The organism is Sorangium sp. So ce375 (genome assembly GCF_051473855.1).
Lineage (GTDB): Bacteria > Myxococcota_A > Polyangia > Polyangiales > Polyangiaceae > Sorangium.
This window is the reverse complement of the sequence record NZ_CP150335.1, coordinates 8596979-8623359: the sequence shown is the minus strand read 5'-3', so window position 1 is coordinate 8623359 and position 26381 is coordinate 8596979. Positions and strand designations below refer to the sequence as shown.

The following is a 26381-nucleotide window of genomic DNA, read 5'->3' as shown; positions in this document are numbered from 1 at the left end:
AAGGCGAACAACTTTCGTGCATGATACGCATCAATCGAGGTGCGACATGGACCGGCTCGCAGCGATCGAAGCGTTCGTCGAGGCCGCGGAGCTCGGGAGCTTCACGCTCGCCGCGCGCCGGCTGCGCGTCACGCCGTCCGCGCTCAGCCGCCGCATCAAGCAGCTCGAGGGCGAGGTCGGCGTGCGGCTCTTCCACCGCACCACGCGCGCGGTGACGCTCTCCGACGAAGGGCGCGGGTTCTTCGAGCGCGCCCGCGCCGCGCTGCGCGAGCTCGACGACGCGCAGCGCGCCACCTCGGGTCTGCGCGATCGACCGGCCGGGCTCCTCCGCGTGGAGGCGCCGACGGTGATCGGCCGTCACGTGATCGTGCCGGTGCTCGCGCGCTTCGCCGAGCGCTACGCCGAGGTCGACGTCGAGCTCGTGCTGCGCGACGACCCGGCCGATCTCGCGTCGGAGCGGATCGACGTCGCGGTCCGGCTGGGCACGCTGCCGGACTCGGGTCTGATCGCGCGCCCGGTCGGCCGCTCTCGGATGCTCGTCTGCGGCGCGCCCGGCTACCTGCGCGAGCACGGCCGGCCTCGCACGGTCGACGACCTCGAGCGCCACGTGCGCCTCGGGTACGCGCTGCACGGCCGGCTCATCCCGTGGCGCCTCCGCGACGGCGCGAAGGTGCGCGAGATCGCGCCCACGCGGCGCCTCGTCGTCGACGACGGCGAGGCGCTGATCGAGCTGGCGATCGAGGGCGCCGGCCTCGCGTGGCTCTGCGACTTCATGCTGGCGCGCGCGGGCAAGGCGCGGAAGCTCGTCGAAGTGCTCCCGGACACCGCGTGTGATGCGGCCGCGATCTCGGTCGTATCGCTCCCGACCCGCCACGTCCTGCCGAAGGTGCGCGCCTTCACCGATCACCTCCGCCGCGCCCTCGCGCCCGACGGCGCGGGGAAGCGGCGCGCTGCGCGATGATCGAGCAGAGCCTCGCCTGCGCCCGGATCGGCGCCGTCTTCTGGTGAGCGGTGAGCGCGGTTCGGCGACCTGGGTCGTCTGCGTAGCAACGCACGCTGCATTCGGAGAGGAACGCTCCGCTTGCTAAGCTGGGGCATGCGCTCCTGGTTTCTCCTCCTCCTCGCGTTGAGTGTTTCAGCGGCCTGCGGATCCTCGAATCTCAGCGCTGAAACGACAAGCGGCGCTGGCGCAGCGGGCGGCTCCGACGGCGCGGGCGCGGCGGGTGGTTCCAGCGGCGCGGGCATGACGGCCAGCTCCAGCGGCGCGGGCGCGGCGGGCGGCGCGGGTGCGGCGGGTGGTTCCGGCAGCGCGGGCGGCGCGTGTACGCCATGGAGTGATTCCGGCGAACTCTGCGCGACGACGGCTCAGTGCGTGGCGCCCAAGGCCACATGTTCGTGCAGTGGCAGCGCCGTGGGTTGCCTCGACGCCGAGACCTTCCAGCCGCTCGAGCTCCGCGGGCCTACGGTGCCGCCGCCGGACGGCGCGTGCTGCGACACGGAAGGGATGACCTGCGGCGGGTACTCGGACTGTGGGCCGGTCTGTCATTGCCAGGGCGGCGCGTGGTCCTGCACGACGCCGGCCGCGTGTCAGCCCCTCGTGTGCCCCACGGACAGCGAGGAGCTGCTCATGCTGGACGGCACGGCGTGTCCGGACCACGTCGGCCTCGAGTGCCCCAAGGCGCCCGGCTGCACCTCCGTGCGCTGCACGTGCGCGCTGAATCCGGAGGCGGGGACAGCCTTGTGGCAATGCCTCACGTTTCCCTGCTGAATGAGCAGTAATGTCCCATGGAGTCGTCGGCGGCTCAAGGAGCACGCGAATCGTCGCAAGCGCGTCTATCAACTCGTCATTGCGGAGGACTCCATCCGTCGCCACCACGCAATAAAGAGCCCGCCGCGGAGGCAAGCGGCGGAGAGATCCTGAGGCGGCGCGCCTCCAGGTGCAGTAGGTCGACCTCGAACGCGGTGGGCTACGCCTGAAGACGAACAAGACGAATGACCCCCGCGCGTGGGCGCTGTCGTCCCGCGTCGCTCCAGCGCCCCACGCTTGGCTCGCGCTGCGCGACAACCCAGCTCCCTCTGCGCCGCTTTTCGTCAACGAGGACGGCGAGCGCTTCAGCGTCGAGCACGCGGCCGAGCGGTTTCGCGCGTACCTCTAGCTCGCCGGCTTCGATCACCCGGAGCTCTTCGAGGACTCCGACGAGCGCCAGCAGGTACGCGCCCACGACACGCGCTCGACCTTCATCACAGCCGGGCTGGCGAACGGCCGGAGCGAGACCTGGGTCGCCGACCGAACCGGGCACCGGAGCTCCGTCATGACCCAGAGATACCGCCGGGCGGCCAGGACGTTTGCAGAGCGGGGCCTCGGCGAGCTAGCTTCCCTCGCCGAGACGATCCCCGAGCGCGGGGGAAACGTCACAAGAAGCGGCACGGAGGAGGGCGGGGGCGGGACAGCGAAACGGAAAGTAGTAGCTAAATCAACATCTTGGCCCCGTGGCGAAATGGCAGACGCGGTGGATTTAAAATCCGCGGCCCTCGCGGGCGTCCCGGTTCGAGTCCGGGCGGGGCTACCAGGCAGGGGAGGTGCTCGTCGGCGGGGTCATGCTCTCCGGCCAGAAGGGCCTGCCCGGCAGGCATGGCGATGGACCGGTCCACACGCGCCACGTACATCGCTCCCGCTGGCAGGCTCCGCCGGTGTGCTGACCCGTTCTCGCTACGTTGGGTTTTTCCTTTTGAGCCGGACTGTCCCTTCGTCTCCGACTGTCCGCAGGCCCATGACCGGCCGCATCGTTGCGCATTCCGTGACCTAAATTACGTTCGGAGGCTGCCGAGAGCCTCCGCGGACCGTTGCAACTCAACGCGGAGGCTGCCGAGAGCCTCCGCGGACCGTTGCAACTCAACGCGGAGGCTGCCGAGAGCCTCCCCGGAGAGTTGCAACTCAACCCGAAGGCTGCCGAGAGTCTCCGCGGACCGTTGCAACTCAACCCGGAGGCTGTCGCGAGCCTCCGCGGAGAGTTGCAACTCAACCCGGAGGTTGCCGTGAGCCTCCCCGGAGAGTTGCAACGCTCCCCGGAGGCCGGCGGGAGGTTTTCCTGCGGCGTGGCGTCGTCTGTCCGTGCTCCGAGGCGCCCTTCTCCTGCCTGGGACAGTCGGCCAGGACCACGGCGGCTACACCCTCTGCGCTCCGGCCATGTCGGCTCACACGGTCCGATGATCGCCGCGCCGACTTGCCCTGGGCGCCGCGCGCCCGTCACGGGCTGATGGAACCCTGTGGCAGTGCGATGAAAGAAAAGAACCCGCTCGTCTCCGCTCCTCTGAGCTCGACAAGGCTCTTGGGTTCGAGTAAGGGGGAGCGCCACTACATGGATCTGGACATCGACTGTCTGCGTGAGGCGAAGGTAGAGAACGTAGAGCGCCTTGCGCACTCTCTGGGCGTCAAGCTTCCTGAGCACAAGCGCCACGACAAGCGCGCTTACAACCGCGAGCTCATTCGCGTGGTGATGCAGGGCATCCGGCGCGACGCCGAGCGGTCGCGAGGCCGCAGGTTCTTCGGCCGTAGCTGACGATTTTATCCACACGGTAAGCCCTGAAGGGCCTCCGTTCTCCTCGCCTCTCCTCGTCTGAGCGGCTCCGTTCCCGGCCAACCTGTCCGACGCCCGGGCCGCTCGGCGCCCCGCTCTCCCTCTCCCTTCACCGCCCCTGCGGCTTGCTCCGCAGGGCCAGCCGGCTCCCCGTCACCCGGCTCCGGGCTGCCATCAGGAGCGGCGCCGCCGGCGTCAGCGGATCCACCAGGTCGTTCACCTGGAGCATCGCCCTGTCCGCCACCTTCCACGCCGCCGTCAGCCCCGACGCCCCCTGCTGGGGCGACCCCGCCAGATCCAGCGCTCGGCTCAGCTCCTTGCCCACCTGCGCGATGCGAGCGAGTTCCTCCCGCGACGAGCCCCCCTCCTTCGCCGCCACGTAGATCGTCCGCACAACCCCGAGCAGATCCCGCACGGCATCGAAGGGAAACGGCGGCGCGCTGACCGGAATGGGCACTGAGCCAATGTACAGCAACTCGCCGCCCAATGGAGCGATCGCATTCCCTGATCTCGCGTAAGTTTTCCTCTAAATCGTCTCAGATGTAACTTTCGTAACAGAAATAATCAGTTGAGCGGCCCCACCACCTCTTCTTCCCCCTCGACCGTGGCGATGAACGCCCCGCTCTGACCGCTCTGACCGCTCCGACAGAAATAATCAGTTGAGCGGCCCCACCGCCTCCTCCACCGCGGCGATGAGCTCCCCGCTCTGGATGAGCTCGGCGGCCGCTGCGATGTCGCGGTAGAGGGGGCGGTCCTCGGTGAGCCCGGGGACCACGCGGCGGATGGCGGCGTGGGCGGCGGCGACGCCTGCGCTCGGGCGGAGCGGGAGCCGCTGGTCCACGCCCTGCGCCGCCGTGATGAGCTCGATCGCCAGCGAGCTGCGGACGTTCTCGATCACCTGCGCGAGCTTGCGGGCGCTGATGCTGCCCATGCTCACGTGGTCCTCGCGGCCGGCGCTCGAGGGGATCGAGTCGACGCTCGCCGGGTGGCAGAGCACCTTGTTCTCGCTCACGAGCGAGGCGCTCGCCACCTGGGCGATCATGAACCCCGAGTGCAGCCCGCTGTGCGGCGCCAGGAACGGCGTGAGCCCGGTCGACAGCGCGGGGTTGACCAGCTGCTCGACCCGCCGCTCGCTGATGTTCGCGAGCTCGGCCGCCGCCATCGCGGCGAGATCCAGGGCGAGCGCGACCGGCTGCCCGTGGAAGTTGCCGCCCGAGATCAGCTCGGCGCCGCCATCCCCCCCGTCCCCGAGGAACACCGTGGGGTTGTCCGTGACGCTGTTGACCTCGCGGGTCAGCACCTCGGCGGCCCAGGCGACCGCGTCGCGCGTCGCGCCGTGGACCTGGGGCATGCAGCGGAGCGAGTAGGCGTCCTGCACCCGGGGGCAGTCCGCGTGGCTCTGCATGATCTCGCTGCCCGCGAGCAACGCGCGCAGGTTGCCGGCCGTGCAGGCCTGACCGGGGTGCGGGCGGACGCGCATCAGCCGCTCGTCGAACGGGCGCTTCGAGCCCATCAGCGCCTCCAGGCTCACCGCCCCGGCGATGTCCGCGACCGTGCAGAGCGCGGCCGCGTCCCGCAGCGCCAGCGCGCCGAGCGCCGTCATGTACTGGGTCCCGTTGATCAGCGCGAGCCCCTCCTTCGCCGCGAGCTCGAGCGGCGCGAGGCCGGCCTTCGCGAGCGCCACCGCGCTCGGCAGGAGCTGCCCCTCGAAGCGCGCCTCCCCCTCGCCGATGAGCGTCAGCGCGAGGTGCGCGAGCGGCGCGAGATCGCCCGACGCGCCGACCGAGCCCTGCGCAGGGATGCGCGGGCACACGCCGCGCTCGATCAAGGCGGCGAGCAGATCGAGCACCTCCGTGCGCACCCCCGAGTGCCCCAGCGCGATCACCTGCGCGCGCAGGACGATCATGGCGCGCACCTCGGCCTCGCCGAGCTCCGGGCCGACCCCGCAGGCGTGGCTCCGCACGAGGTTGCGCTGGAGCGCCCGGATGTCGTGATCCGCGATGCGCGTCTCCGCGAGCGCGCCGAAGCCGGTGTTGATCCCGTACACAGCCGGCGCGGCGTCGCCCGCCGCGGCGATCGCGTCGATCGCGCGCCGTGACGCCGCGGCGCGCTCCCGCGCCTCGGCGCAGATCGCCACCGGGCGACCGCGTCGCGCGACGTCCTCGAGATCCGCGAGCGAGAGCGGACGGCCGAGGAGCAACGGAGGTGACGGAGGTGACGAAGCGGCAGGACCAGCGGCGGCGCTCGGCGTGGAGAGGGTCACGAAGGCGCACGCTAGAGCGGCGGATGCCCCGCGAAAAGCCAGCCGCGCGCCGGAAACGGAAGAATCCAGTGCCCCGCGGGGATCGATCCGCCTATCCTCTCGGGCGCGCGTTCCCGGCCGGGCGCCGGTGAGCGGCTGCTTGCTTCCGATGCGCTTCGCCTTCGTCACCCTCGCCCCCCTTGCGTTTGCTGTCGCGCTCGCCTCGCCGAGCGCCGCTCAGCCCGTCGACGGGGCGAACGCAGGGCCAGGCTCCCCGAGCGCTGCTCAGCCCATCGACGGGGTGAACGCAGGCCCAGGCTCTCCGCCGGCTGCGCCGGCCGCACCGCTCGCGCCGGCCGCGCCGGACGTCGACGCCTTCGAGGAGCGCCTCGTGCTCGACACCGGCCGCAAGCCGCCGCCCCCGCCGGATCCCACGCGGGTGACGTTCTCTCTGCAGGCCGAGTACCAGCTCCGCCACCGCGCCATGAGCGATCTGCCGCTCCGGGCGCCGCCCCTGTCGGATCGGAGCGCGACGACGCTCGGGCAGAGCCAGTACCTCGCCCACTGGCTGCGCCTCTCGCCGCGCCTCCACTTCAAGGACAAGGCCTCGATCGTGGCGCAGATCGACGTCGTCCGCGGGCTCATCGCCGGCGACACCACGCGGGACGTCGAGCAGGTGCGCGACGCGCGCGCCGCCCTGGCGTGGTACGAGATGCACCCGCGCACCCTCTACCTGGAGGTGCCGTGGTCGCTCGGCGTCGTCCGGGTGGGCCAGCAGAGCGCGCACTGGGGGATGGGGCTCGTCGTCAACGACGGCGAGCGCGCGAGCGTCTTCGGAGACCCCGAGCGCGGATCGCTCATGGAGCGCGTCCTCTTCTCCGCCACGCCGATGGGGAAAGGCGGGCCGCTCCACGTGACCGTCGCGGGCGACCTCGTGTTCGAGGACAACGCGGCCGATCTGCTCGGAAACGACGTCGAGGGGCAGGACGAAGGCGAGGGCGATCGCGCCCTCCAGGCGGTCGTGTCGGCGCTCTGGCGAGAGCGGCGCGGCGAGATCGGGATCTACGGCGCCATGCGGCGGCAGGCGCGCGAGCGCCGCGCGAAGACGAGCCCGGCCCGGTTCAGCGAGGTGCTCACCGCGGGCATCCTCGACGTGGCAGGCAGGTTCGACGCGCCGGTGCCGGGGGGCCGCGCCCACGTCTACGGCGAGCTCGAGGCCGCGGTGATCTTCGGCTCATCCTCGTTCGCCCCGAGCGGGCCCGCGCCGCCCTCAGGCCCCGCGTTCGGGCGCTCGCCCACCGCGGTGCGGTCGGTCGGCGGCGCGGCCACGCTCGGCGCGGTGCACGTCGCGGGCAGCGGGGCGCGGCCGGGCGGGCGGTGGGGGCGCGTCGTCACGGAGATCGAGGCCGGCTACGCCTCGGGCGACGACGACCCCACGGACGGCGTGTCGCGGCGCTTCACCTTCGATCCGAGCCACAACGTCGGGCTCCTCCTGTTCGACGAGGTGCTCGCCTGGAAGACGGCGCGCGCGGCCACGATCGCCGAGAGGGAGCTCTTCGCCGCGTCCCCCGAGCCGGGCATCAGATCGCTGCCGTCCAAGGGGGGCGTGCCCGGCGCCGCCTACGTGAACCCCCGCATCATCGTGCGGCCGGCGCGCTGGCTCGACCTCAAGGCGGGCGCGGTCATCGCCGAGGCGACCTCCGACGTTGTCGATCCTTACGGCGCCCTGCGGGCGGGCGGCAGCCTCGCCAACTACGACGGCGGCGACAGCCGCCGCCGCGATCTCGGCGTCGAGCTGGACCTCGGCGTCGACGCGCGCATCGCGATGGGCAGGCTCGTCACCATCCAGCTCGGCACCGAGGCCGGCGTGCTGTTCCCGGGCGGCGCCTTCGACGACGCCGCCGGCGCCGAGCTCCCCGATCAGTACCTGCTCACGCTCAAGCTCGGCGTGATCCACTGAGCCGGCCAGCGCTCGCCCGGCCCTCGGTCGAGCCCGCGCGCGACACAGCAGACGAGGGCCGCCCAGGGTGCTAGAGGGCGGTGGCGAGGGCCGCCCTCCGGCGCGCAGCCGCGGGCCCCTCGCAGACAGCGGGGAGACACGATGCGCAAACGACTCGCGCTGAGCCACCTTCCGACACCGATCCAGCGCCCGCAGCGGCTCGCCGAGGCGCTCGGCGTCGACCTCTACGTGAAGCGCGACGACATGACGGCGGGCGCGGAGGCCGGCAACAAGATCCGCAAGCTCGAGTACCTGCTCGCCGCCGCGCGGGAGGAGGGCGCCGACCGCGTCATCACCTGCGGCGGCCTCCAGTCGAACCACGCGCGCGCGACCGCGCTGCTCAGCGCCTCGCTCGGCCTGCGCTCGGTGCTGTTCCTGCGCACGAGCGACCCGTCGGCCGCCGCGCCGCTCGACGGCAACGTGCTGCTCGACCGGCTCGCCGGCGCCGAGATCCGCCTGATCACGCCCGAGGCTTACCTGGACCGCAGCGCCCTGATGGCCGACGCGGCCGCCGAGATCCGCGCGGCGGGCGGCAGGCCGTACGTGATCCCCGAGGGCGGCTCGAACGGCCTCGGCGCGCTCGGCTACGTGCGCGCCATGGAGGAGATCCGGAAGCAGCTCGACCTCGGCCTCGCGGGGGGCAAGCCGTTCGACGTCATCGTGCACGCGTGCGGCTCGGGCGGGACGGCGGCGGGCACGGCGCTCGGCGCGGCCCGCTACGAGGTCGCGGGCGAGGTGCGCGCGATGGCGGTCTGCGAGGACAGGGCGACGTTCGCGCGGATCGTCGTCGGCATCATGGACGACGCGCGCGCGCTCGAGCCGCGCCTCGGCTCACCCGCCCACCTCGTGATCGACGACTCCGCGAAGGGCCCGGCCTACGGGGTGTCCACCCCGGGGCAGCGAGCGCGCATCCTGCAGGCGGCGCGGCTGTCGGGGCTCGTCCTCGACCCGGTGTACACGGGCAAGGCGTTCTCCGGGCTCTGGGACATGGCCGAGCGAGGCGAGCTCTCCGGCAAGCGGGTGCTGTTCCTGCACACAGGCGGCCTCCCGGGCCTCCTCGCCCAGGGCGCCGCCTTCGCCGACGCTCTGTAGGGCAGCGCGCCCCTCAGGGCGCGCCGCGCCACCACGCGTCGGCAAGCGACGCGTCTTCCAGGGTGTCGATCTCCATGTAGCCGCCGTGGGTGTCGAGCTTGTGGAGGGCGGCGCCGGACTCGACCATGTGCTGGAGCAGATCGATGAGGTAGGCGCGCCGGAACGTGCGGCCCTCGCGGAACTCCGGCCGCTCCGAGAACGCGGCGCGCGCGGCGTCGAAGGCGGTCAGGAACTGCGCGGCGCCCCGGGCCGAGAGCTTCATCACCCCGATGAACTCGCCCGTCGCGGACTCCGAGGGGATGCGGCGCGAGATCTCCAGCACGCGATCCGCCTCGGCGCCGCCGGCGCGGAGCTTCTCGGCGTCGGTCTCCGGGTGCTGCGAGCGGCCCACGTAGCGGCGCCGCCAGTCCGTGTCGCAGGCGAGCGCGATGTCGTGCGGAGAGCGGACAAGCCCCGCCACGATCTCGGGCCGGTAGACGATGTCGGCGTACGTCGAGACGAAGCCGCCTTCGAGGTGCTCGCGCGCGCAGAGCAGCGACAGCAGGATGTTGTTCTGCTCCCAGTCGCGGTTCTCGACGTACGTCAGATCCGGGTAGGCGGCCCGGATGACGTCGGCCTTGTAGCCGCAGACGAACACGATATCCGACCGCCGGAAGCCGCCCGCGGCGAGCGCCTCGAGGATGCCGTCGAGCATCGGGCGCCCAAGGATCGGGACCAGCGTCTTCGGCAGCTCTTCGGTCAGGTGACGCAGCCGGCTGCCCCGGCCCGCCCCGATGATCACGGCCTTCACGACACCGCTGTTACCATGAACGGACTCGTGCAATCACGCGGAATCACGGGCAATCACGGCGCATAGAGGCGACCGGAGGCCGCTCGGACCCGGGGCCTGTTACGGAAACGTGACCGTGAGCTGACCCCCTGCCGCGCGCCGCCAGGTTAGGACGCGAACATGGAGATCGCGGTCGTTCTCATCGCCCACTCTACGCTCTCGGTCTTTTTCCAGACCTTCTTCCTGCACCGGTACGCCTCGCATCGGATGTTCACGATGTCGAAGCGATGGGAGCGGATCTTCCACTTCCTCACGTACCTCACGCAGGGCTCGTCGTACCTCGTCCCCTGGGTTTACGCGATCTTGCACCGCATGCACCACGCGTACAGCGACACGCCGAAGGATCCGCACTCGCCGCGGTACTACTCGAATGTTGTCCGGATGATGCTGGACACCGCGCACCGCTACGACGCGATCTACGACGGCACGGCCGACGTGGAGCCGCGCTTCCTCGGCGGCTACCCCCAGTGGCCCACGCTCGATCGCATCGGCAACGCGTGGATCGGCCGCATCGCGTGGGGCGCCGGCTACGTGCTCTTCTACGTGGCCTTCGCCTCGCACTGGTGGCAGTTCCTGTTCCTCCCGCTCCACTGGACCATGGGCCCGCTGCACGGGGCGATCGTGAACTGGTGCGGCCACCGCTACGGCTACCGCAACTTCAACAGCGACGACGACTCCCGCAACACGCTGGTCCTCGACGTCGTGACGCTCGGCGAGCTCTTCCAGAACAACCACCACAAGTACGCGATGAGCCCGAACTTCGCGGTGCGGTGGTTCGAGATCGACCCGGCGTATCAGGTCATTCGCGTGCTCGCCTTGCTGGGGATCATCCGGATGTCCGACAAGGTCCAGGTCGCCCGGATGGAGCCCGAGGTCGCGCAGGCCGAGGGATAGAGCCCGCTCTCCCACGGGGGATGACCGCCGGCCGCGCGAGCAGCGCGGCCGGCCGTGAAGCGCGGCGCGCGGAGCCGAGGCCCCGCGCCCGGGATCTCACCCGAACAGCAGCCGGAACGCGCCAGGGACGTCCTTCGGACCGATCTGCTCCTTGCGCTTGTTGAACTCCGGCAGACACGCCTGGTAGGCCGCGTCGACCCGCAGATCGCTCCCATCCCAGCTCGGACGCCAGATCTCCATCGTCTCGCGCGCGAGGTCGATGACGTCCTTGAACTGCCCGCGCTCCTTCAAGATCTGCGTGCTGAGCCCGTACATGAGCAGCCCGCCGGGGATCGCCCCGAGCGCCGTCGTCGCCAGGGCCGGATAGCAGATGCGCGCCGTCTTCGCCCCGAACCGCTCCTGGATCTCCGCCATCGTCTTGCGCTGCAGGATCTTCGCGCCCGCGAGCGGGCCCATCGCGTAGACCGGATCGTCGCTCGGGTAGTCGTAGTCGCAGAAGGACACAACGCTCTCGCCCTTCGCGATGAGCCCCGCCGCGGCGAGCGGCTCGACCCACAGGAGCGACGACGTGCCCATGAACTTGTTGGTCCGCTCGATGTCCGCCTCGTTCGCGACGTCCACCTCGACGAGCCCGAGCCTGCGGATGTTCTCCGGGCGCGAGAAATCAGGGGTCTGGAGCACCGGATCGAACGCGACGTCGAGATCCTTCACCTTCGTCGGCCCGTGCTCCGCGTACCGCTTCATCGCGCCGGCCGCGATGCCGTTCACGAGGTGGACCGCCCGATACCGCTCCTTCAGCGCGGCGACCACCTCGTCGATCACCTGCGGCCGCGTGGCGTCGTTGTTCCAGAAGCGCGCGGTGAGCCCCTCGGCCTCCGCCGCGTCCGAGATCGCCTTCACGTGGTGCGGGCCGATCTGCATCTTCTCGCTGTCGAAGTGCACGGCGAAGACGGCGGCCCGCTCCCCGAAGAGCAGCTGCAGGGCGAGCGCCCGGGTCATGCCGTTCGACCCGCCCAGGATCAGCACCGCGGTGTCCGGGGCGATGCGCGCGCCCGCCGGGCTGATGCGGGCGCGGTGCGCCGCGAGCTGCTCGGTCGCCACGCGCGCGCCGTGCTCGGCCAGCGAGCCCACGAGCGAGCGGCGATCGAGGCCGCCGAGAGGAAGCTTCTTGAAGGTCTCTAGGTCATCCATCACGTCCGGGGTCTTACCGTCTCCAGCGCTCGGCGTCACGACTGGACAGCTGACGGCCGTCCGAGCGCCCCCTGGGCGGCGCTCGAAGGGAAGCCCCGCCTCCGTCCGAGCCGTGATAGATAGATCCCGTGAAGACGGTTCTTGTCACTGGCGGCAGCGGGTTTATCGGGCGCGGTCTCGTGAAGGAGCTGCTCGCGCGGGGTGATCGGGTGACGGTGCTGACCCGCGACGTCGGGCGTACGCAGGCGGCGCTGCCCGGGGCGCGCGTCGTGTCGTGGAGCTCCGACCGCCCGGGGCCGTGGTTCGACGAGGTCGACGGGGTCGACGCCGTCATCCACCTCGCGGGCGAGACCATCGTCAAGCGGTGGACCGAGGAGGCGCGGCGCGAGATCGTGAGGAGCCGCGTCGAGACGACCCGCCTCATGGGCGAGGCGATCGGCAAGGCCAAGCGCAAGCCGAGCGCGTTCCTCTGCGCGTCCGCCGTGGGCTACTACGGCCCGCAGCCGGGCGACAAGGTGCTCGACGAGGACGCGGCGCCCGGGGAAGGCTTCCTCGCCGACGTCGTCGTCCGCTGGGAAGAGGCGGCCCGCGCCGTCGAGGAGCAGCACGGCGTCCGGTCGGTGCAGCTGCGCATCGGCGTCGTGATCGGCGAGGGCGGCGGCGCGCTCGACAAGATGATCGCCCCCTTCCGGTTCTTCCTTGGCGGGCCGGTCGGCGACGGCAAGCAGGTCATCTCGTGGATCCACCGCGACGACGTCGTGGGGATGACCCTGCTCGCCCTGGACAACGACGCGGTGCGCGGCCCCTTCAACATGACCGCGCCGAACGCGCAGACCGGCGACGAGGTCGCGCAGGCGATCGGCGCCGTGCTCCACCGGCCGTCGTGGCTCCGTGTGCCCGAGGCGGTGGTGAAGCTGGGGATGGGCGACGCGGCCGAGATCGTCACCACCGGCCAGCGCGTCTATCCCAAGCGGGCGGAAGAGCTGGGATACGAGTTCCGCTACGCCCGCATCGTGCCCGCGCTCGAGTCGATCCTCCGCGGCTGAGCGCTCGGGCAGAGGTCGAGCTCGGCCCGCCGAGCTCTCAGCGCGGACCGGCGCCCAGGCCGGCGCGCGCGCTCTTCTAGGCGGGCAGCTGGGCGCCGCGGTACGGCGCCCAGCTGCTGCCCACACGACAAGAGCCGCCGGTGGCGCGCTGAGAAGTCGACCGGTGTCGAGCAGCGTACCATCGGGAGCCCCGGACGGCGGTTTCCCTGCGCTCCCCCAAGCGCTCCGTCCGCTTCCATGCTTACGCCATCGCGCTCCGAGAATCCTTCGGGATGAGTTGGATTGGCGCGTGCAGGGTATCCCGACTGGATGTCGACGTGCACCCTCAACAGGCACTGGGAGATCCAAAGTCGTTAGGGGAATCCCTTTGCCGCAGCGCGCAATCGCGGGGTTGCTCGTCTGAGGCGGTCTTCTGCGCGTGAGTGAGGGGAGGAGGCAGGCGCAGTCTGCGCTCGTTGTCCAGACAGGAGATCACCGCCGCGCTGTTCCGTCGTGGTCCGTTGTGGCGCCCCGGCGCGGCGCGGCGCGGCGCGCCGCGGTCAACGCGCGCTGTCGTCGTACGGGCGCGCTCGTGCGCTCAGGGGTTGAGCCCACGACTCTGGAGGATCTCTCGCACCACCGCTTGAGCGGAGCCTGGCAGCTCGGCGAGCGAGCCGCGGGCGAGCTCCACGAATTTCATGCCGCGCGCGCGCTTGAGCGCCTCGACGGCCGCGGCGCGCTCCTCGGCGCCCTCGTGCTGGAGGATGCCGAGGAGCATCTCGCCGGCCTCGAGGGTGTCGATCTTCGCGATCGCGCGCACGGCGCTGGCGCGCACGGCGGGGGCCTGCGACTCGCGGTAGATGCGGGCGAGCGGATCGAAGGCGTGGGCGAAGCGGAGCTCCTCCAGCGCGCGCGCGGCCTCGTGGACCACGGTGGGGTCGGGATCCATGAGCGCGTCGCGGAGCGTGATGAACGTGCGCTTGTAGAGAAAGCGGGAGAGCGCGCGGACGACGGCCACCCGGATCTTCGGCTCGGGGCGGCGGAACAGGTGCTCGAGCGGCGAGAGGATCGTGTAGAGCTCGACCGTCGCGAGCTGCTCGGCGAGGCTGATGAGCTGCTGCGCGGGCGATCGGTGCGCGGGGGCGGCCTCGGGCGCCGCGCCCTCGACGGCGAGCGCGGTCAGCCGGGCGAGCATGGCGCGGCGGCGGGTGACCTCGGACCACTGCGCGGGATCGAGCACGATGTCGCCGCACGCCTGGGCCGCGCTGCCGGCCTGCTCCCACTCGACGAGGTCGATGTGCCACACCTCGGGGAAGCCGAGCTCGTGGCGGAGGTGGGCCGGCAGCGGCGACGCGTCGATCGGCAGGTCCTGCGCGTTCACGTAGCGGCGGCCGGCGCGGGCGTAGTGCTTCTTCCGCGCCTCCTCGAGCGGCAGCTGCGTGAGGGCGCGGTAGACGGCGCCCACCTTGCTGTACTGCCCCGCCTCGCCGAGCGCGATCACGGCGGCGAGCAGCGCGTTCTCGGCGATCTCGGGCGGGGCGGCGCGCTTCTGCGAGACGGTGGACACCTCTTGCCAGAGGCGGGCCTGCGCGAGCACGGCGAAGTTGGCGACGGCGGCGAGGCCCTCTTTCCGGGCGTACGCGGCCATCTCGCGGGCGAGCGTGGCGGCGGCGGAGATCTCGCCCTGCTTCTCGGCCGCGGCGACGGCCTCCTCGTAGGACTGGAGCGCGTAGTAGCGCAGGTGGTCCTCGCGCAGGATGCGGATGACGTTCACGTAGCCCTCGAGGACGTGCTCGAAGGCGCGGCTCTCGCGCCCGATGGCGATGAGGACCTGGTAGCAGTCGAAGGCGCGCTCCCGCTGGCCGATGGTCTCGTACCTGTCGGCGGCCTCCTCGAGCAGGTGGACGGAGGCGAAGACGGCCTCGCGCGCCGCCGCGGCGTCGCCCGTGCGGAGCGAGGTGCGGGCGAGGTTGAAGCGGGCGAGGCCGGCGGCGTAGAGGTCGCTGCCCGACGAGGAGAGCAGCTGGGCGAGGCGCGACCAGAGGGCGCGGGCGCGGGCGAAGTCCTGGCCGCGCTCGCGGGCGATGGCGGCCTGCGCGACGAGGCCGGCGGCCTCGTACTCGTCGGCGGCGCGGCCGTAGAGCCGCTTCTGCCGCTCGGGATCCTGCTCGCGCTCGGCCCAGGCGAGCACGGTGCGGGCGCGGTCGATCGGCGGGACCTGGGCGATGAGCGGGCGCTGGCTCTGCTCGTTGCCCGCGTACCAGGAGACCGTGAGCGCGCTCCGCGCGTCGCCAAGCCGGACCAGCACGTCGCGGAGCTCGTCCGTCATGGCGACGTACTCCTCCTCGCGGGCGATGGTGTGCTGGAGGGCGCTGAAGAGCGCGTCGCGCGCGCGCGGGAGATCGCTCCTGGCCAGCGCGGAGCGGGCCTCGTCGCGGAGCTCGTGCAGGGGGCGGACGCCTTGGGTCATGCCGGGAGCGAGCGTAGTACACCACGGCCCTGGCCGAGGGAGCGGCGGGCGCGCGCTCGCGCGGGCGTCGCCGGCCCGGCCGCCGGCGGAGCGAGGCGCGAGGGCCGAGGCATCCCCTCGAATTCTTCGGAAAATTCACAGGGAGACGGGGAGGCGGGGAGGCGGGGAGAGAAATCTTCAAAATACTCCCTGTCTCCTCGCCTCCCTGTTCGATCTCTCCGCTGAAAAGGGCTGCAAAATAAGGCGATCCCTTAGGGGCGCGGGAATGGAGTAGCCGTCAAATGGCGCATCGCGGGCTCGGCGTGAGGCGGCCCGCGCAAGCGTGAGAACCGGGCTGTCGATGCGGCGGCGGGCTGCTAGAGCGCGGCCGATATGAAGTTGTTCCACAAGACTCTGATGCTCGCCTGCTCCGCCGCTGTCTCCGTGTCTTGCGGCGGCGCGGGCGAGCGCGCGCCGCTGCTCGACGAGGTCGGGAGCGCCGAGCTCTCCGCGTCGGCCGCGCCCGGCGCGCGGCGCGCGGGCCAGGCGGCGCGCGCGCCGGGCGGGGAGGCGCCGGGCGATCACCGCTTCTGCGGATGGCTGCACGAGTTCCTCGGAGATCCCGAGTCGACGGAGCTCGGATACGACACCTTCGCGGCGCACGCCGGCGCGTTCGACGCCGTCCACCCGAAGTGGTGGCGCGTCGCCTCGCCGACGACGTTCGAGAACCACCCGCGCGGCCGGGAGGCTCCGTTCGCCGGCTTTCACGACCGGCGCGTCCTCGACGGCACGACGGCCGGCGGCGCGCGGACCCGGCTCATCCCCCTCATCGCCGCCATCGACCGGCCCGATGTCGTCGCGGTGCACGCCATGCTCCACGATCCCGCGCTCCGGGAGAGGCACGTGGCGGGCATCGTCTCGCTCGTGATGGAGAACGGCTACGACGGGATCGACATCGATTACGAGCACCTCTCGTCCGTCCTCGGGCCGGGCGAGGCTGTCCGGGCCGAGCGGGCCGCGTTCTCGGCGTTCGTCGACGAGCTCGCGCGCGCCCTCCACGCGCGCGGAAAGGAGCTCTCGCTCGCGGTGCCGGCGGTCGCGTCCGCGAGGGGCGTGTTCGACTACGAGGCGCTGAGCGCCTCGGCGGATCACGTGCACGTGATGGGCTACGACTACCACTGGCACGGCGGAGCGCACGTCGGCCCGGTCGCGCCGCTCGGGTGGCTGAAGGAGACCGTCTCGTACATCGGGTCGCTCGACGGCGGCGCGCGCCGCGAGAAGTTCATCTTCGGGCTGCCGAACTACGGGCTCGTCGGGGCGGCGCCGGGGAGCGGGGGTTCCGTTGTGGGGTGCGAGCCGCTCAGCAAGTGCCTGGAGCTCGCGGGGGACCGCTACGAGACGAGCACCGATCATATGAGCTCTTGCCCGGACGACGAGGGCGGGCGGACCGCGTCGGGGAGGTCGCCGAACCGGGTCCTGGCGAGCGGAGAGCACGTCTTCTTCGAGGACCTCGCGTCGCTCGAGGAGAAGGTCGTCGCAGCCGAGCAGGGCGGGCTCGGCGGGGTGACGTACTGGAGCATCGGCGGCGAGCCGGGCGGGGCGGCGTTCTTCTCGATGATCGAGCGCCACTTCCCGAGGTGATCCGAGGGAGGCGCTCCGCGGCGGGGGCCGCGGCGTGGTAGGGTGCGCGCCGTCACAGCGAGAGGAGAACCCTGTCATGGCACGCACCCCGTCCACGATGCTTGAGCTGGGCACCCCGGCGCCCGACTTCAGGCTGCCCGACTTCGATGGAAAGCAAGTCGCGCTCTCGGATTTCACGAGGCAGAGGGCGCTCCTCGTGATGTTCATCTGCAATCATTGTCCGTTCGTCAAACACATCCGCCACGAGCTCGCCAGGCTGGGGCGCGATTATGGCGCTGACGACGTCGCCATCGTGGCCATCAACTCGAACGATGTCGTCGCGTACCCAGCGGACAACGCCCAGGCGATGGCGAGGGAGGCGCGGGAGGTCGGCTACACGTTCCCTTACCTCCTCGACGAGTCGCAGCAGGTCGCCAGGGCCTACCGGGCCGCCTGTACGCCGGATTTCTACCTGTTCGGCCCGGATCGCCGGCTGGTCTACCGCGGTCAGCTCGACGACAGCCGCCCTGGCAACGACGTCCCCGTGACTGGCCGCGATCTCCGCGCCGCCATCGACGCGGTGCTCTCCTCGGCGCCCGTCCCCTCGGATCAGCGCCCGAGCATCGGCTGCAACATCAAGTGGAAACCCGGCAATGAGCCGGCGTATTAGGGACGAATTTCGTAGGGATCACCGCCGGTCGGATCCGAAGGCCCATGGCGCGCCAGCGTGAGCACCAGCCGGCAGCCCGAGTCATCGTGGCGTGGACAGACACACACGAACGCGTGAGCCCGCTTTGCGACAAGGGCGGCGCCGCTGGACACCTCGGAAGCGAAGCGCCGCGGCCGTTCCGGCCGGACGCGTGCGATGCGTCTGCTCCGGGCGCAGCGTTCACATGAAATCGGCCTTACGCATACGCAGCTCGCGCGCCCGACGCTGAGCGCGAGCTCCCTCGAACGCGTGTTCGCCTCGGTGTCCGATCGGGCTCCCGATATCGCGTTGGACGCACGCTGTCCGGCCTGGTCAGCGCGGAGGCCATTCCCGCCGCGCGCAGCTTGACAATGTGAAGTATGAAACAATAATAAATCGCGCGTGAAAGAGCGCTCCGAGACGGTTTGTTTTGTTTTCGCTGTACGAAGCCCATCTGCGGAGGCGGTCGACGCTGACGCGGCTTCGAGACAACGAACGAACGAGGCGGCGTTCACGGCCAGGGTCGAGGAGCCGCGGACTTCACTGCTCCATGGATCCAGTCACGGCACCATTTAGCCTTGTTCGTGACGCGCCGCTGGGATGACCATCTCACGCGCACCTACATGGGCTGGTGACACTCGGCGATGATGACCGAGCCTGCGTGCTCGCGGAGGTGCCTGCGGCCCACGTTGCTGAGCTCGCCATGGCCCCGGGGCTCCTTGTCACCTGCGACGTATCCCGGGACTTCCTCGCGATAGCGCGCCTCGCGGATAGGGCGCGGTACGAGCTCGCGACGCCTACAGCGTGCATGGCGCGACCGATGGGCCTGCACGGGTGTGTCCGGAGGTATCGAGTTGGCAGATGAGATCCCTGGCAATTTTCTTGGCCAGAAAACCGGTGAAACTTGCGGAGAATCTCGCCTCCGGGTACTGTTCTGCATCTCGGATGCAGACCCGTTGCGTGCGGTCCGACCCGAACGACCGGCGGTGCGGAGGTCTGGAGTCCAGCGACATCGTAACGTGGCGATGAGCTAGGGGCTTGAGCTCATTTTGCTTCAGGGCACGCCCCAGGCTTTGTGTTTGCGGCAAGGGGGACAGCTCATGCATCAGCATACGGAATCACGTCGAGGCAGTATTATCGATGTTCCGCCGCTTCCAGAGCATCCTTTTTGTACAATTGTCATTCCTTGTTACAACGAGGAGCATTATATCGAGTCGACGCTCCGGTGCGTTCGCGCGCAGCGGTACCCGGCTGACCGCATCGAGATCTTCGTCGTGGACGGCGGCTCGACGGACGCGACGCGCGAGATCGTTGCGCGCATTTCGGCCGAGGATCCGCGCGTCGTCCTCGTCGACAACCCGCGGCGGATCCAGTCGGCCGCGATGAACATCGGCATCGAGCGTTCGCGCGGTGACGTGATCATCCGGATGGACGCGCACGCCGAGTACGACGAGAGCTACGTGATGGCCTCGGTGTCCGCGCTGCGCAGGACCGGGGCAGTGAACGCCGGGGGCGCTGCCCGCCCGCGGAGTCGGAACGACTTCCAGCGGGTGCTGTGTGCGGTCCTGTCGAGTCCGCTCGGGGTGGGCGGATCGGCCTACCGGGACGCGTCTCGAGAGGGGTTCGTGGAGTCGGTGTTCAACGGCGCTTTCCGTCGTGAGGTGTTCGATGTCGTCGGACTCTACGACACGAACGCGGTGACAAACGAGGACGCCGAGCTGAACCAGCGGATCATCGAGGCCGGAGGCAAAGTTTACCTGTCGCGGGACATCCAGGTGTACTACTACCCACGCTCATCCATCTCCGCTGTCGTGAGGCAGTACTTCGCCTATGGCAAGGGGCGTGCGCGAACGCTGTTGACTCATCGTCGTCTTCTGTCCGTGCGCCCATTCATCCCCTTCCTCATGGTGACGAGCTTCGCGCTGCTCACGGCGGGCTCTGTGGTCGTGCCGTCGCTCTGGCCGGTGCTCGGTGCGCAGGCGACCGCCTACGCTGTCATTGTCCTTGTCGAGTCGGGTCGCGCCGCGCGGCGCGGCGCGCTGAGCGATCTCCCGCTGCTCTGCGCGATCTTCCCGATAATTCACTTCGCCCATGGCGTGGGTGTCTGGGCGGGGCTCCTCCAGCACGCACGCACCGTCGGCCCCGAGCCGCGCGAGCGCCTCCCGGCGCGGTAACCCGAGCCGCGCCCCCTGCCTCTCCATCGCCACGGCCCGCTGGTGTCGCACCGTCTCGACCAAAAAAGCCAACGACGTCCACGAGCGCCCCTCGCTCCCGCCCGCTTATCCTTAACCGCAGGCCCGAGGAGGGAGGTGCCGCCGCACGGCGCCTGGGGGATGGGCCGATGTCTGAGCGCGTGGCCTGAGCCTTGCCCAACGGGCAAGGCTCAGGCCACGCGCGAGTTCGGCGGGGCCCCCAGGCGCCGTGCGGCGGCACCTCCCTCCTCGGGCCGTTCCTGTCGGTCCGGCCGCTCTTTCTCTCCAAGGATCGCCTTGGCCGCGCTAGCCCGAGCCGCCCCGCTCGCCACCGTCGCGTGGTCGACCACCCAGTGCGCGTCCAGCAAGTCGAGGTACTCGAGGTCGAGCTGCCCCCCGGAAGGCAGCATGAACACCGCCGAGATGTGCGCGTGGCTCTGCACCGCCTGCACCATCTCCCGCGGAATGTAGAGCGCCGCGTGCGTGAAGAGGTGCACCACCGGCGTGCGCGGATCGTGGTGCCGCGTCAGATCGAGATCCGTCGCCAGCTCCGCGAACACGCGCGCCGGGTTCCTGCCGCGCTCCCCCTTGAACGACAGGAGGTGCGCCGTCGGCAGCTGCCCGTTCTTCGCCCGGTAGAGCTCGTAGAGCCGCGCGTCGAAGAAGCGGAACGCCACGTCCTCGCCCTCCAGCAGGAGCCGCTTGCCCGTGGCGATCGCCATCCCCCGGGCGAACGTCTGCCGATCCCCGCGCATCGAGGCCGACGCGTCGATGAGCAAATAATGGATGCGCCGCTGCTCGTCCCGGCTCTGCTCGCGGGCGAAATACAGCACCTCGTTGTCCGCGATGCGGCGCGCCAGCTCCATGTCGTCCCAGGCGAGCTCCGTCAGCACCATGCTGTCGATCGAGCCGCGCGTGCCCAGCCCCGAGTAGCCGTGCGCCGCCGTCGTGCCGGCGGCCGGGCGCGTCTTCGTCTCGAGCACGCTCGGCAGGATCTCCAGCGAGAAATTCACGATGTCGTTCGCCTCGGGCGACGAGAGCGCCGCGAGCAGGTCGACCTGGGCGAGCGCCCCGGCCGACGCCTCCGAGCCCAGCATGCCGAACAGGCGCAGCGTCTCGATGTCGAGCGCGTCCGACATCGTGAGCACGTACAGCCTCGAGACGTCGAGCGCCTCCAGCGCCCGCTGCTCGAACTCGCGCCGCGCCGACAGGAACAGGCCGCGCAGCTGCGGCTCGATCCCCTCGAAGAGCGACGCGTCCGCGGGGAGCATCGCGCGGTACGCCGGCGGCGCGTGGGTGCGCGCCGCGACCGCGCCGAACAGGCGCGAGAGCACCACCGTGACCAGGTCGTCGCTCATCCGGAGCTGCGCCGCGCAGCGCGCGGCCTCGCTCTCGGCGAGCTCCCGGAGCACCGCCCGGTACCCCTCCACGATGCGCTCCGGGTCGCGCAGCCGCCCCGCGAGCTCCCGCGGATCGCAGCGCGGGCCGAGCTCCAGCTGCTCGCGCGGCGTCGAGAAGAGCAGGCCCGCGTCGTGCACCAGCGCGAACGGCAGGACCACCCCGAGCCGCTCCAGGCTCTGGTGCCAGCGGATCGCGCGCAGCGCGAGCGACGAGCTCAGCGGGCGCACCTGCGAGAACGCGAGCGTGCCGAGCGGGCCGGCGATCGAGGGGTTCGCGAGCTGGGACGCGGGGACCGGCACGGCTACAGGCGCGCGGCGCAGCGGAAGCCGATGCCCGGCGCGCTCGCCGCCGCGAGCTGGTGGTAGCGGAACGCCGGGTTGAGCCAGAGCGCGAAGCCGCCGTTGTAGGCCCCGCCCCGGATCGCCTTGCGATCGCCGGCCGGCGCCCCCTTCGGGTTCACCTGCTCCTCGTCCTTGTAGGTCTCGAACCAGTCCGCGGTCCACTCCCACACGTTGCCGACCACGTCGTCGGCCCCGAACTTCGTCCTGCCGTTCGGGAACGAGCCGACCGGCGCCGTGCCGGGGAACCCGTCGTCGGCCTCGTACATGCGATCGCTCGGCGTGAGCCCGTGCGCCTTCTCCCACGCCGTGCACTCGGTGCCGCACGCGTTCATGAAGGTCTGGTCGCCGGCCATGTCGCCCCAGGGGAATTTGCGCCCGTCCGAGCCGCGCGCCGCGTACTCCCACTCCGCCTCGGTCGGCAGGCGCTTGCCGTGGACCTGGCAGTAGGCGTTCGCGAGGCTCCACGGCAGGCAGTTGATCGGGTGCTTCGCGAGCTCGGGCTTGCCGAAGGTGCACTGCTCGGCGAGGGCCTTCAGCGTCTTCTGGTGCGCGGCGGCGGGCGCGCCGCTCGTGTTCGGGAAGTCGGGCGCGGGCGGGGGCCGCTTGCACTCCCCCTTGTCCGAGCACTCCTTGTAGTCGCCCGCCGTCACCTCGTGGACGTCGATGCAGAACGTGTCGATCGTCACCTTGTGCGCGGGCTGCCACAGCTTGAAGTCCGGCTCGTCGGAGCCCATGAAGAACTTGCCGCCGGGGACGAGCACCATGCCGGCAGGGCACTCGGTCTGCCGCGCGGGGAGCGCGGCTGCCACGGCCGTGGCGCTCGCCGTCGGCGCCGCCGCGGACGCGGTGGCGACCGGCGCGCTCCGCGACGCGTCCTCGCCGGGCGGCGCGCTGCGCAGCAGGCTCCAGGTGATGGCGCCGCCGGCCGCGAGCGCGAGCGCGACGCCGCCGAAGACCAGCGCGCCCTTCGATTTCGGCGCCGCCGCGCCGCCCGCGGTGGTCGCGCCCGCCACGGAGACCGGCTGCGAGGTCAGCGAGGGCAGCGGCCCCGGGGCCGTGGAGGGCGCCGCCATCGTCGGCGCGGTCTGCGCCTGCAGCGAGATCCGCGGCGAGGACGGGAGCCGCGGGGCGGACGCGCGGGCCGACGACGCGCCGGACGGCGGCGCGAGCGAGCCGCCGCCCGTGGAGAGCGCCCAGGCCGGGTCCTCGGGGAAGAGCGCCCGGTGCAGCGCCGACCAGAAGCGGCCCATGGTGGGGAAGCGGTCCGCCGGCGCCACGGCGAGCGCCTTCGCGAAGACCGCCTCGACCTCGTCGCTGACCGTGAGGCCGAGCGTCCGCGGGGTCGGCCGGCGCGACGGATCGCGGCTCGCGACCGCGAGCTGGAGGTAGTCGTCGCCCTGCAGCGCCGGCGCTCCGCCGAGCATCACCTCGATCATGATGAGCGCCATCGCGAAGACGTCGGTCCAGGGCCCGGTCGCGCCGTGCGTGCGGCTGAACTGCTCGGGGGCGCCGTAGCTCGGCGTGAACGCGGTGATGTCCTTGCCCGTGTGGGCCAGCGCCGTCGCCGCCGCCGCGTGATCGGCCATCACCTTGGCGATGCCGAAATCGAGCACCTTCACGAACGTGGAGGCGTCGCGCGGCTGGCCGATGACGAACAGGTTCGCCGGCTTGATGTCGCGGTGCGCGATGTTCCGCGAGTGCACGAGATCGAGCGCGATCGCCGCCGACTCGAGCAGCGCCATCGTGGCGCGCAGGTCGCGGGGCGGCGCGCCCTCGCTGGTCTCGTCGAAGAGGACCTGATCGAGCGGCTTGCCGTCGAGCCACTCGAGGACCATGTAGGGCAGCCATTGCCCGTCCGGCGCGTTGAACGTGCCGATGTCGCGGGCCTGGACGATCGCGGCCGAGCGGCTGGAGAGCTCGGTCATCAGCTTGCCCTCCTGGATGAACGACTGGAGCAGCTGCTCCCGCTGCTCGGCCGGCGCGTCCGCGAGGAGGGTGAAGCACTTGAGGGCGACGGGCTGCTTCCAGATGACGTGCTCGGCCCTGTAGACGACGCTGAAGCCGCCTTCGCCCACGGCGTGGCCGATCCTGTACTTGTCGGCGATCAGGCTGCCGGAGATGTTCAGCGGGTCGCTGCGGTCCGGGTTCTGGCTCATGAGATCCCTACGCACCGCGACGGGGCGCCGATCGGAGGCCTCGTGCGTGCGTCGGGGCCATCTTAGTTGCCTCGCGGTCGGTTGGAACCCTTTCGCGCGATCCGGCGCCCTCGCCGGGCCGGAGGCGCTGCCCCTCCTCGGCGTCCGCCAAGGCGGACGTTTCGAGACCGTTTGACGGTAGGGAAGCCCTCATTCGAGCGCCATTCTCGGCGTCCTCCATCGCTTGACAGCCATCGGCGTCCGTTATATTGGACGTTGTCACGGTGGTTCCCTGCTGGCGTCGCTGCTGGCCAGCCGGGTGCTCGTGAACCGCGGCCTCTCGTCTGCGCGTCGTGCGTGGGCGCGGAGCGCAGGCCGGGGAGCGATGGTCCGCTGCCGGCGAGGGCGTGGTGTGCCTTCGCACCGGCGGCTGGTGCCGGCCGTGCGCGCCGCGCGTCGTGCGCCGTGCGCCGTCAGCAGTTGGTTCGAGCCGAGGATAAAGGCGCTTGAAATCGATCAACGGAAAGAAGTCGCACACGGTCCGCGCGGCAGCTGCGCTCTCGCTCTTCGCCGCCGCTCTCCCCTTGCAGGCGTCCGCCCAGCAGCCCGCGGCGCCGCCGCAGGCCCCGGCCCCGGCGTCGCCTCCGGCGCTGCAGGAGACCGGGGCGGCGGCCGGCGTCGATCCGCTGAGCCGCCGGGTCGCGGAGCTCGAGCAGCAGCAGCGCGCGCTGCTCGAGCGCCTCGAGGCCGAGCGCAAGGCGGCCGCCGAGGAGCGGGCGAGCGCGGCGAAGCAGCAGGCGGAGGCCGCGAAGGACAAGGGCGGCGGCGTCAAGGTGACGGCGGCTCCTGGAAAGGGCTTCACCGTCAAGACGGCGGACGACAGCTTCTCGTCCACGATCCGGGCCCGCTTGCAGATCCGCGAGACCATCACCCACGTGGGCGAGGACGACACGAACGAGATCAACGTGAGGACGGTGCGCCTCACGACGAGCGGTCAACTCCTCTCGCCCGATCTCAAGTACAACGTGCAGCTCGCCTTCGGCGGAAACGATTTCGAGAAGGACAGCCCTTCTCCCATCTTCGACGCCTTCGTCGAGTACACCGGGATCCGCGATCTCAACGTGCGTGTCGGCCAGTTCCTGACCCCGTTCAACCGGGCGCGGACCTTGCGCGAGGTCTCCCTCCAACAGACGGATCGCCCGATCGCCGTCCGCGAGTTCAACCTCGATCGCGACGTCGGCCTGATGTTCTCGTCGCCCGATCTCTTCGGCCTGGGAGGCAAGCTGTCGTACAACCTCTTCGTCGGCGGCGGCGAGGGGCGCAATCGCTTCGGCGGCCAGGAGCACGGCCCGCTCGCTGTGGCGCGGCTCGCCCTCCGCCCGTTCGGCGCGTTCGACGACGACCAGGACGCCGACCTCTCCCGCGAGGCGAAGCCCCGGCTCGCGGTGGGCGTCACCGGCGCCTACAACCACCAGACCAACCGCCAGAACAGCACCTTCGGCACGACGCTCACGCTCGGCGCGGCCGACTACCTGCACGGCGCGGCCGATCTCGTGTTCAAATACGCCGGCTTCTCGCTCGCGGGCGAGGCCATCGTGCGCCACGCCGAGAAGGATTCCTTCGAGGGCGAGGCCGACGGCGCGGCGGTGCGGGAGTGGACCCGGTCGGGGTACGGCTACTTCGTCCAGGCGGGCTACCTGCTGACCGATCGGGTCGAGGTCGCCGCGCGCTGGGACCAGATCTTCGCGGAGCGCGGCACCGATCCGAAGCTCGTCGATCTCGTCGACGCGCAGGGCAAGCAGGTCGGCAGCGGGCTCAATGTGTATCTGAACGGATATGCGCTGAAGTTCCAGGGCGACTATTTCTACATCTTCGGCAAAGAGGACGCTGACGCGCGCCACGTCGGCCGCCTCCAGCTCGATGCGTCGTTCTGAAGGGGGAGGGCCGCGCCCGGCGAGAGCGTGCGATTGGGAGCGATGGGCCCCGGCGGCCCTCGACGTGGTGAGATAGCGTGGATCAGCTCCCTGCCTGCGCGCTCACGGCGGCCGCGATCTGTTCGGCCGCCGCGAGCAGGCGCCTGCCCTGCTCGGCCGCGGGCAAGGTGTCGAGCGGCTCGCTCGGATCGTTGAGCGGGCGATAGGCGTCGAGCTCGGTGCTCTCGAACGCGCAGGCGCTGACGATCAGCGAGAGCAGGCAGACGGATCCGGCGTCGGCGCGGGCGACGAGCTCGGGAAGGCGAGATTCGGCGAAGTCGTCGTCGGCGAGCAGCGAGGCGCTGACGAGCACGACGACCGCGCGCGCCCGCGGCCTGTGCGTGCATCCGTGCGATGGCGCGCTCTCTCTCCCAAAGCTGAGCCGTATTGACGAGAGCTAGAGCCGCGGAGCTCGACGCTTAGAACGCCGAACACATGAGAGCCTCGTAGAAATCAACAGAAGAGAAGAAAACCGCAAGGACGCGAGGGGCGCAAGGGGAAGAGGGCAAAATATATGAACTCTCAACTCTCAACTCTCAACTCTCAACTCTCAACTCTCAACTCTCATTTCTTGCGCCCCTTGCGCCCTTGCGGTTTTCCCCTTTCGCGGTGCGCAACCGAGCCCTCTGGGACGCGTCGAGTCACTGCACGCATACCAAGGAATACTGGCACTCCAGCAGGAGCTGCGCTCTACCGGAGGCCCCGCCGTGGGACAGCGATCCGGCGAAAGTG

General features: G+C 70.8%; 20 protein-coding genes and 1 tRNA gene. 12 read left to right on the top strand and 9 right to left on the bottom strand.

The window, feature by feature from the left end:
- The first annotated feature begins 46 nt into the window (after window positions 1-46).
- A complete protein-coding gene (locus tag WME90_RS31980) occupies window positions 47-961 on the top strand; it encodes a LysR substrate-binding domain-containing protein (RefSeq protein WP_437275824.1) in 915 nt (304 codons plus the stop codon).
- Window positions 962-1411: 450 nt separating this feature from the next.
- On the top strand, window positions 1412-1768 hold the full coding sequence (locus tag WME90_RS31975) for a hypothetical protein (protein ID WP_437275823.1): 357 nt from the start codon (window positions 1412-1414) through the stop codon (window positions 1766-1768).
- Window positions 1769-1967: 199 nt separating this feature from the next.
- Here the strand turns inward: WME90_RS31975 and WME90_RS31970 are convergent, their stop codons facing one another.
- Window positions 1968-2222 carry a hypothetical protein gene (locus tag WME90_RS31970; protein ID WP_437275822.1) on the bottom strand — a complete coding sequence of 85 codons (255 nt, stop codon included), beginning with the start codon at window positions 2220-2222 and terminating at the stop codon, window positions 1968-1970.
- Between the two features lie 262 nt (window positions 2223-2484).
- Here WME90_RS31970 and WME90_RS31965 point away from each other — a divergent pair.
- Together WME90_RS31965 and WME90_RS31960 are read left to right on the top strand one after the other, a co-directional pair.
- Window positions 2485-2570: transfer RNA gene (locus WME90_RS31965), tRNA-Leu, on the top strand.
- 789 nt (window positions 2571-3359) lie between these two features.
- Window positions 3360-3560, top strand: a complete 201-nt coding sequence (locus WME90_RS31960) for a hypothetical protein (protein ID WP_437275821.1) — start codon at window positions 3360-3362, stop codon at window positions 3558-3560.
- A 127-nt stretch (window positions 3561-3687) separates the two neighbouring features.
- Here WME90_RS31960 and WME90_RS31955 read toward each other — a convergent pair whose 3' ends face one another.
- Together WME90_RS31955 and hutH are read right to left on the bottom strand one after the other, a co-directional pair.
- Window positions 3688-4035, bottom strand: coding sequence for a hypothetical protein (locus WME90_RS31955; protein ID WP_437275820.1), 348 nt, complete (start codon window positions 4033-4035; stop codon window positions 3688-3690).
- Between the two features lie 198 nt (window positions 4036-4233).
- Window positions 4234-5778, bottom strand: a complete 1545-nt coding sequence (gene hutH, locus WME90_RS31950) for a histidine ammonia-lyase (RefSeq protein ID WP_437283682.1) — start codon at window positions 5776-5778, stop codon at window positions 4234-4236.
- 211 nt (window positions 5779-5989) lie between these two features.
- On the opposite strand from hutH, the gene WME90_RS31945 reads away from it, so the two are divergent.
- Together WME90_RS31945 and WME90_RS31940 are read left to right on the top strand one after the other, a co-directional pair.
- Window positions 5990-7780, top strand: coding sequence for a hypothetical protein (locus WME90_RS31945; RefSeq protein WP_437275819.1), 1791 nt, complete (start codon window positions 5990-5992; stop codon window positions 7778-7780).
- Window positions 7781-7921: 141 nt separating this feature from the next.
- A complete protein-coding gene (locus tag WME90_RS31940) occupies window positions 7922-8911 on the top strand; it encodes a D-cysteine desulfhydrase family protein (RefSeq protein WP_437275818.1) in 990 nt (329 codons plus the stop codon).
- Window positions 8912-8924: 13 nt separating this feature from the next.
- Here the strand turns inward: WME90_RS31940 and WME90_RS31935 are convergent, their stop codons facing one another.
- On the bottom strand, window positions 8925-9701 hold the full coding sequence (locus tag WME90_RS31935; protein WP_437275817.1) for an NTP transferase domain-containing protein: 777 nt from the start codon (window positions 9699-9701) through the stop codon (window positions 8925-8927).
- 159 nt (window positions 9702-9860) lie between these two features.
- On the opposite strand from WME90_RS31935, the gene WME90_RS31930 reads away from it, so the two are divergent.
- Window positions 9861-10634, top strand: coding sequence for an acyl-CoA desaturase (locus WME90_RS31930; protein WP_437275816.1), 774 nt, complete (start codon window positions 9861-9863; stop codon window positions 10632-10634).
- 96 nt (window positions 10635-10730) lie between these two features.
- Here the strand turns inward: WME90_RS31930 and WME90_RS31925 are convergent, their stop codons facing one another.
- A complete protein-coding gene (locus WME90_RS31925; RefSeq protein ID WP_437275815.1) occupies window positions 10731-11825 on the bottom strand; it encodes a hypothetical protein in 1095 nt (364 codons plus the stop codon).
- Between the two features lie 128 nt (window positions 11826-11953).
- Between WME90_RS31925 and WME90_RS31920 the strand changes: the two genes are divergently transcribed.
- Window positions 11954-12871, top strand: a complete 918-nt coding sequence (locus WME90_RS31920) for a TIGR01777 family oxidoreductase (RefSeq protein ID WP_437275814.1) — start codon at window positions 11954-11956, stop codon at window positions 12869-12871.
- Between the two features lie 577 nt (window positions 12872-13448).
- Here WME90_RS31920 and WME90_RS31915 read toward each other — a convergent pair.
- Entirely contained in the window at window positions 13449-15320 is a 1872-nt protein-coding gene (locus WME90_RS31915) for a HEAT repeat domain-containing protein (RefSeq protein ID WP_437275813.1), read from the bottom strand.
- Between the two features lie 372 nt (window positions 15321-15692).
- On the opposite strand from WME90_RS31915, the gene WME90_RS31910 reads away from it, so the two are divergent.
- The 3 genes from WME90_RS31910 (at window position 15693) to WME90_RS31900 (ending at window position 19781) form a co-directional block, all read left to right on the top strand.
- Window positions 15693-16940 carry a glycosyl hydrolase family 18 protein gene (locus WME90_RS31910; RefSeq protein WP_437275812.1) on the top strand — a complete coding sequence of 416 codons (1248 nt, stop codon included), beginning with the start codon at window positions 15693-15695 and terminating at the stop codon, window positions 16938-16940.
- A gap of 76 nt (window positions 16941-17016) precedes the next feature.
- Window positions 17017-17589, top strand: coding sequence for a thioredoxin family protein (locus WME90_RS31905; RefSeq protein ID WP_437275811.1), 573 nt, complete (start codon window positions 17017-17019; stop codon window positions 17587-17589).
- 1118 nt (window positions 17590-18707) lie between these two features.
- A complete protein-coding gene (locus tag WME90_RS31900) occupies window positions 18708-19781 on the top strand; it encodes a glycosyltransferase family 2 protein (RefSeq protein ID WP_437275810.1) in 1074 nt (357 codons plus the stop codon).
- Window positions 19782-19990: 209 nt separating this feature from the next.
- Here WME90_RS31900 and WME90_RS31895 read toward each other — a convergent pair whose 3' ends face one another.
- Both WME90_RS31895 and WME90_RS31890 read right to left on the bottom strand, forming a co-directional pair.
- The gene (locus WME90_RS31895; protein WP_437275809.1) at window positions 19991-21499 is read right to left on the bottom strand and encodes a hypothetical protein; all 1509 of its coding nucleotides are present in this window, start codon (window positions 21497-21499) and stop codon (window positions 19991-19993) included.
- A 2-nt stretch (window positions 21500-21501) separates the two neighbouring features.
- Entirely contained in the window at window positions 21502-23697 is a 2196-nt protein-coding gene (locus WME90_RS31890) for an SUMF1/EgtB/PvdO family nonheme iron enzyme (protein WP_437275808.1), read from the bottom strand.
- Between the two features lie 485 nt (window positions 23698-24182).
- On the opposite strand from WME90_RS31890, the gene WME90_RS31885 reads away from it, so the two are divergent.
- A complete protein-coding gene (locus tag WME90_RS31885; RefSeq protein WP_437275807.1) occupies window positions 24183-25610 on the top strand; it encodes a porin in 1428 nt (475 codons plus the stop codon).
- Between the two features lie 82 nt (window positions 25611-25692).
- Here WME90_RS31885 and WME90_RS31880 read toward each other — a convergent pair whose 3' ends face one another.
- Window positions 25693-25962 (bottom strand): hypothetical protein, encoded by a 270-nt coding sequence (locus tag WME90_RS31880; protein ID WP_437275806.1) that lies wholly within the window; start codon window positions 25960-25962, stop codon window positions 25693-25695.
- Between the last annotated feature and the right edge of the window lie 419 nt (window positions 25963-26381).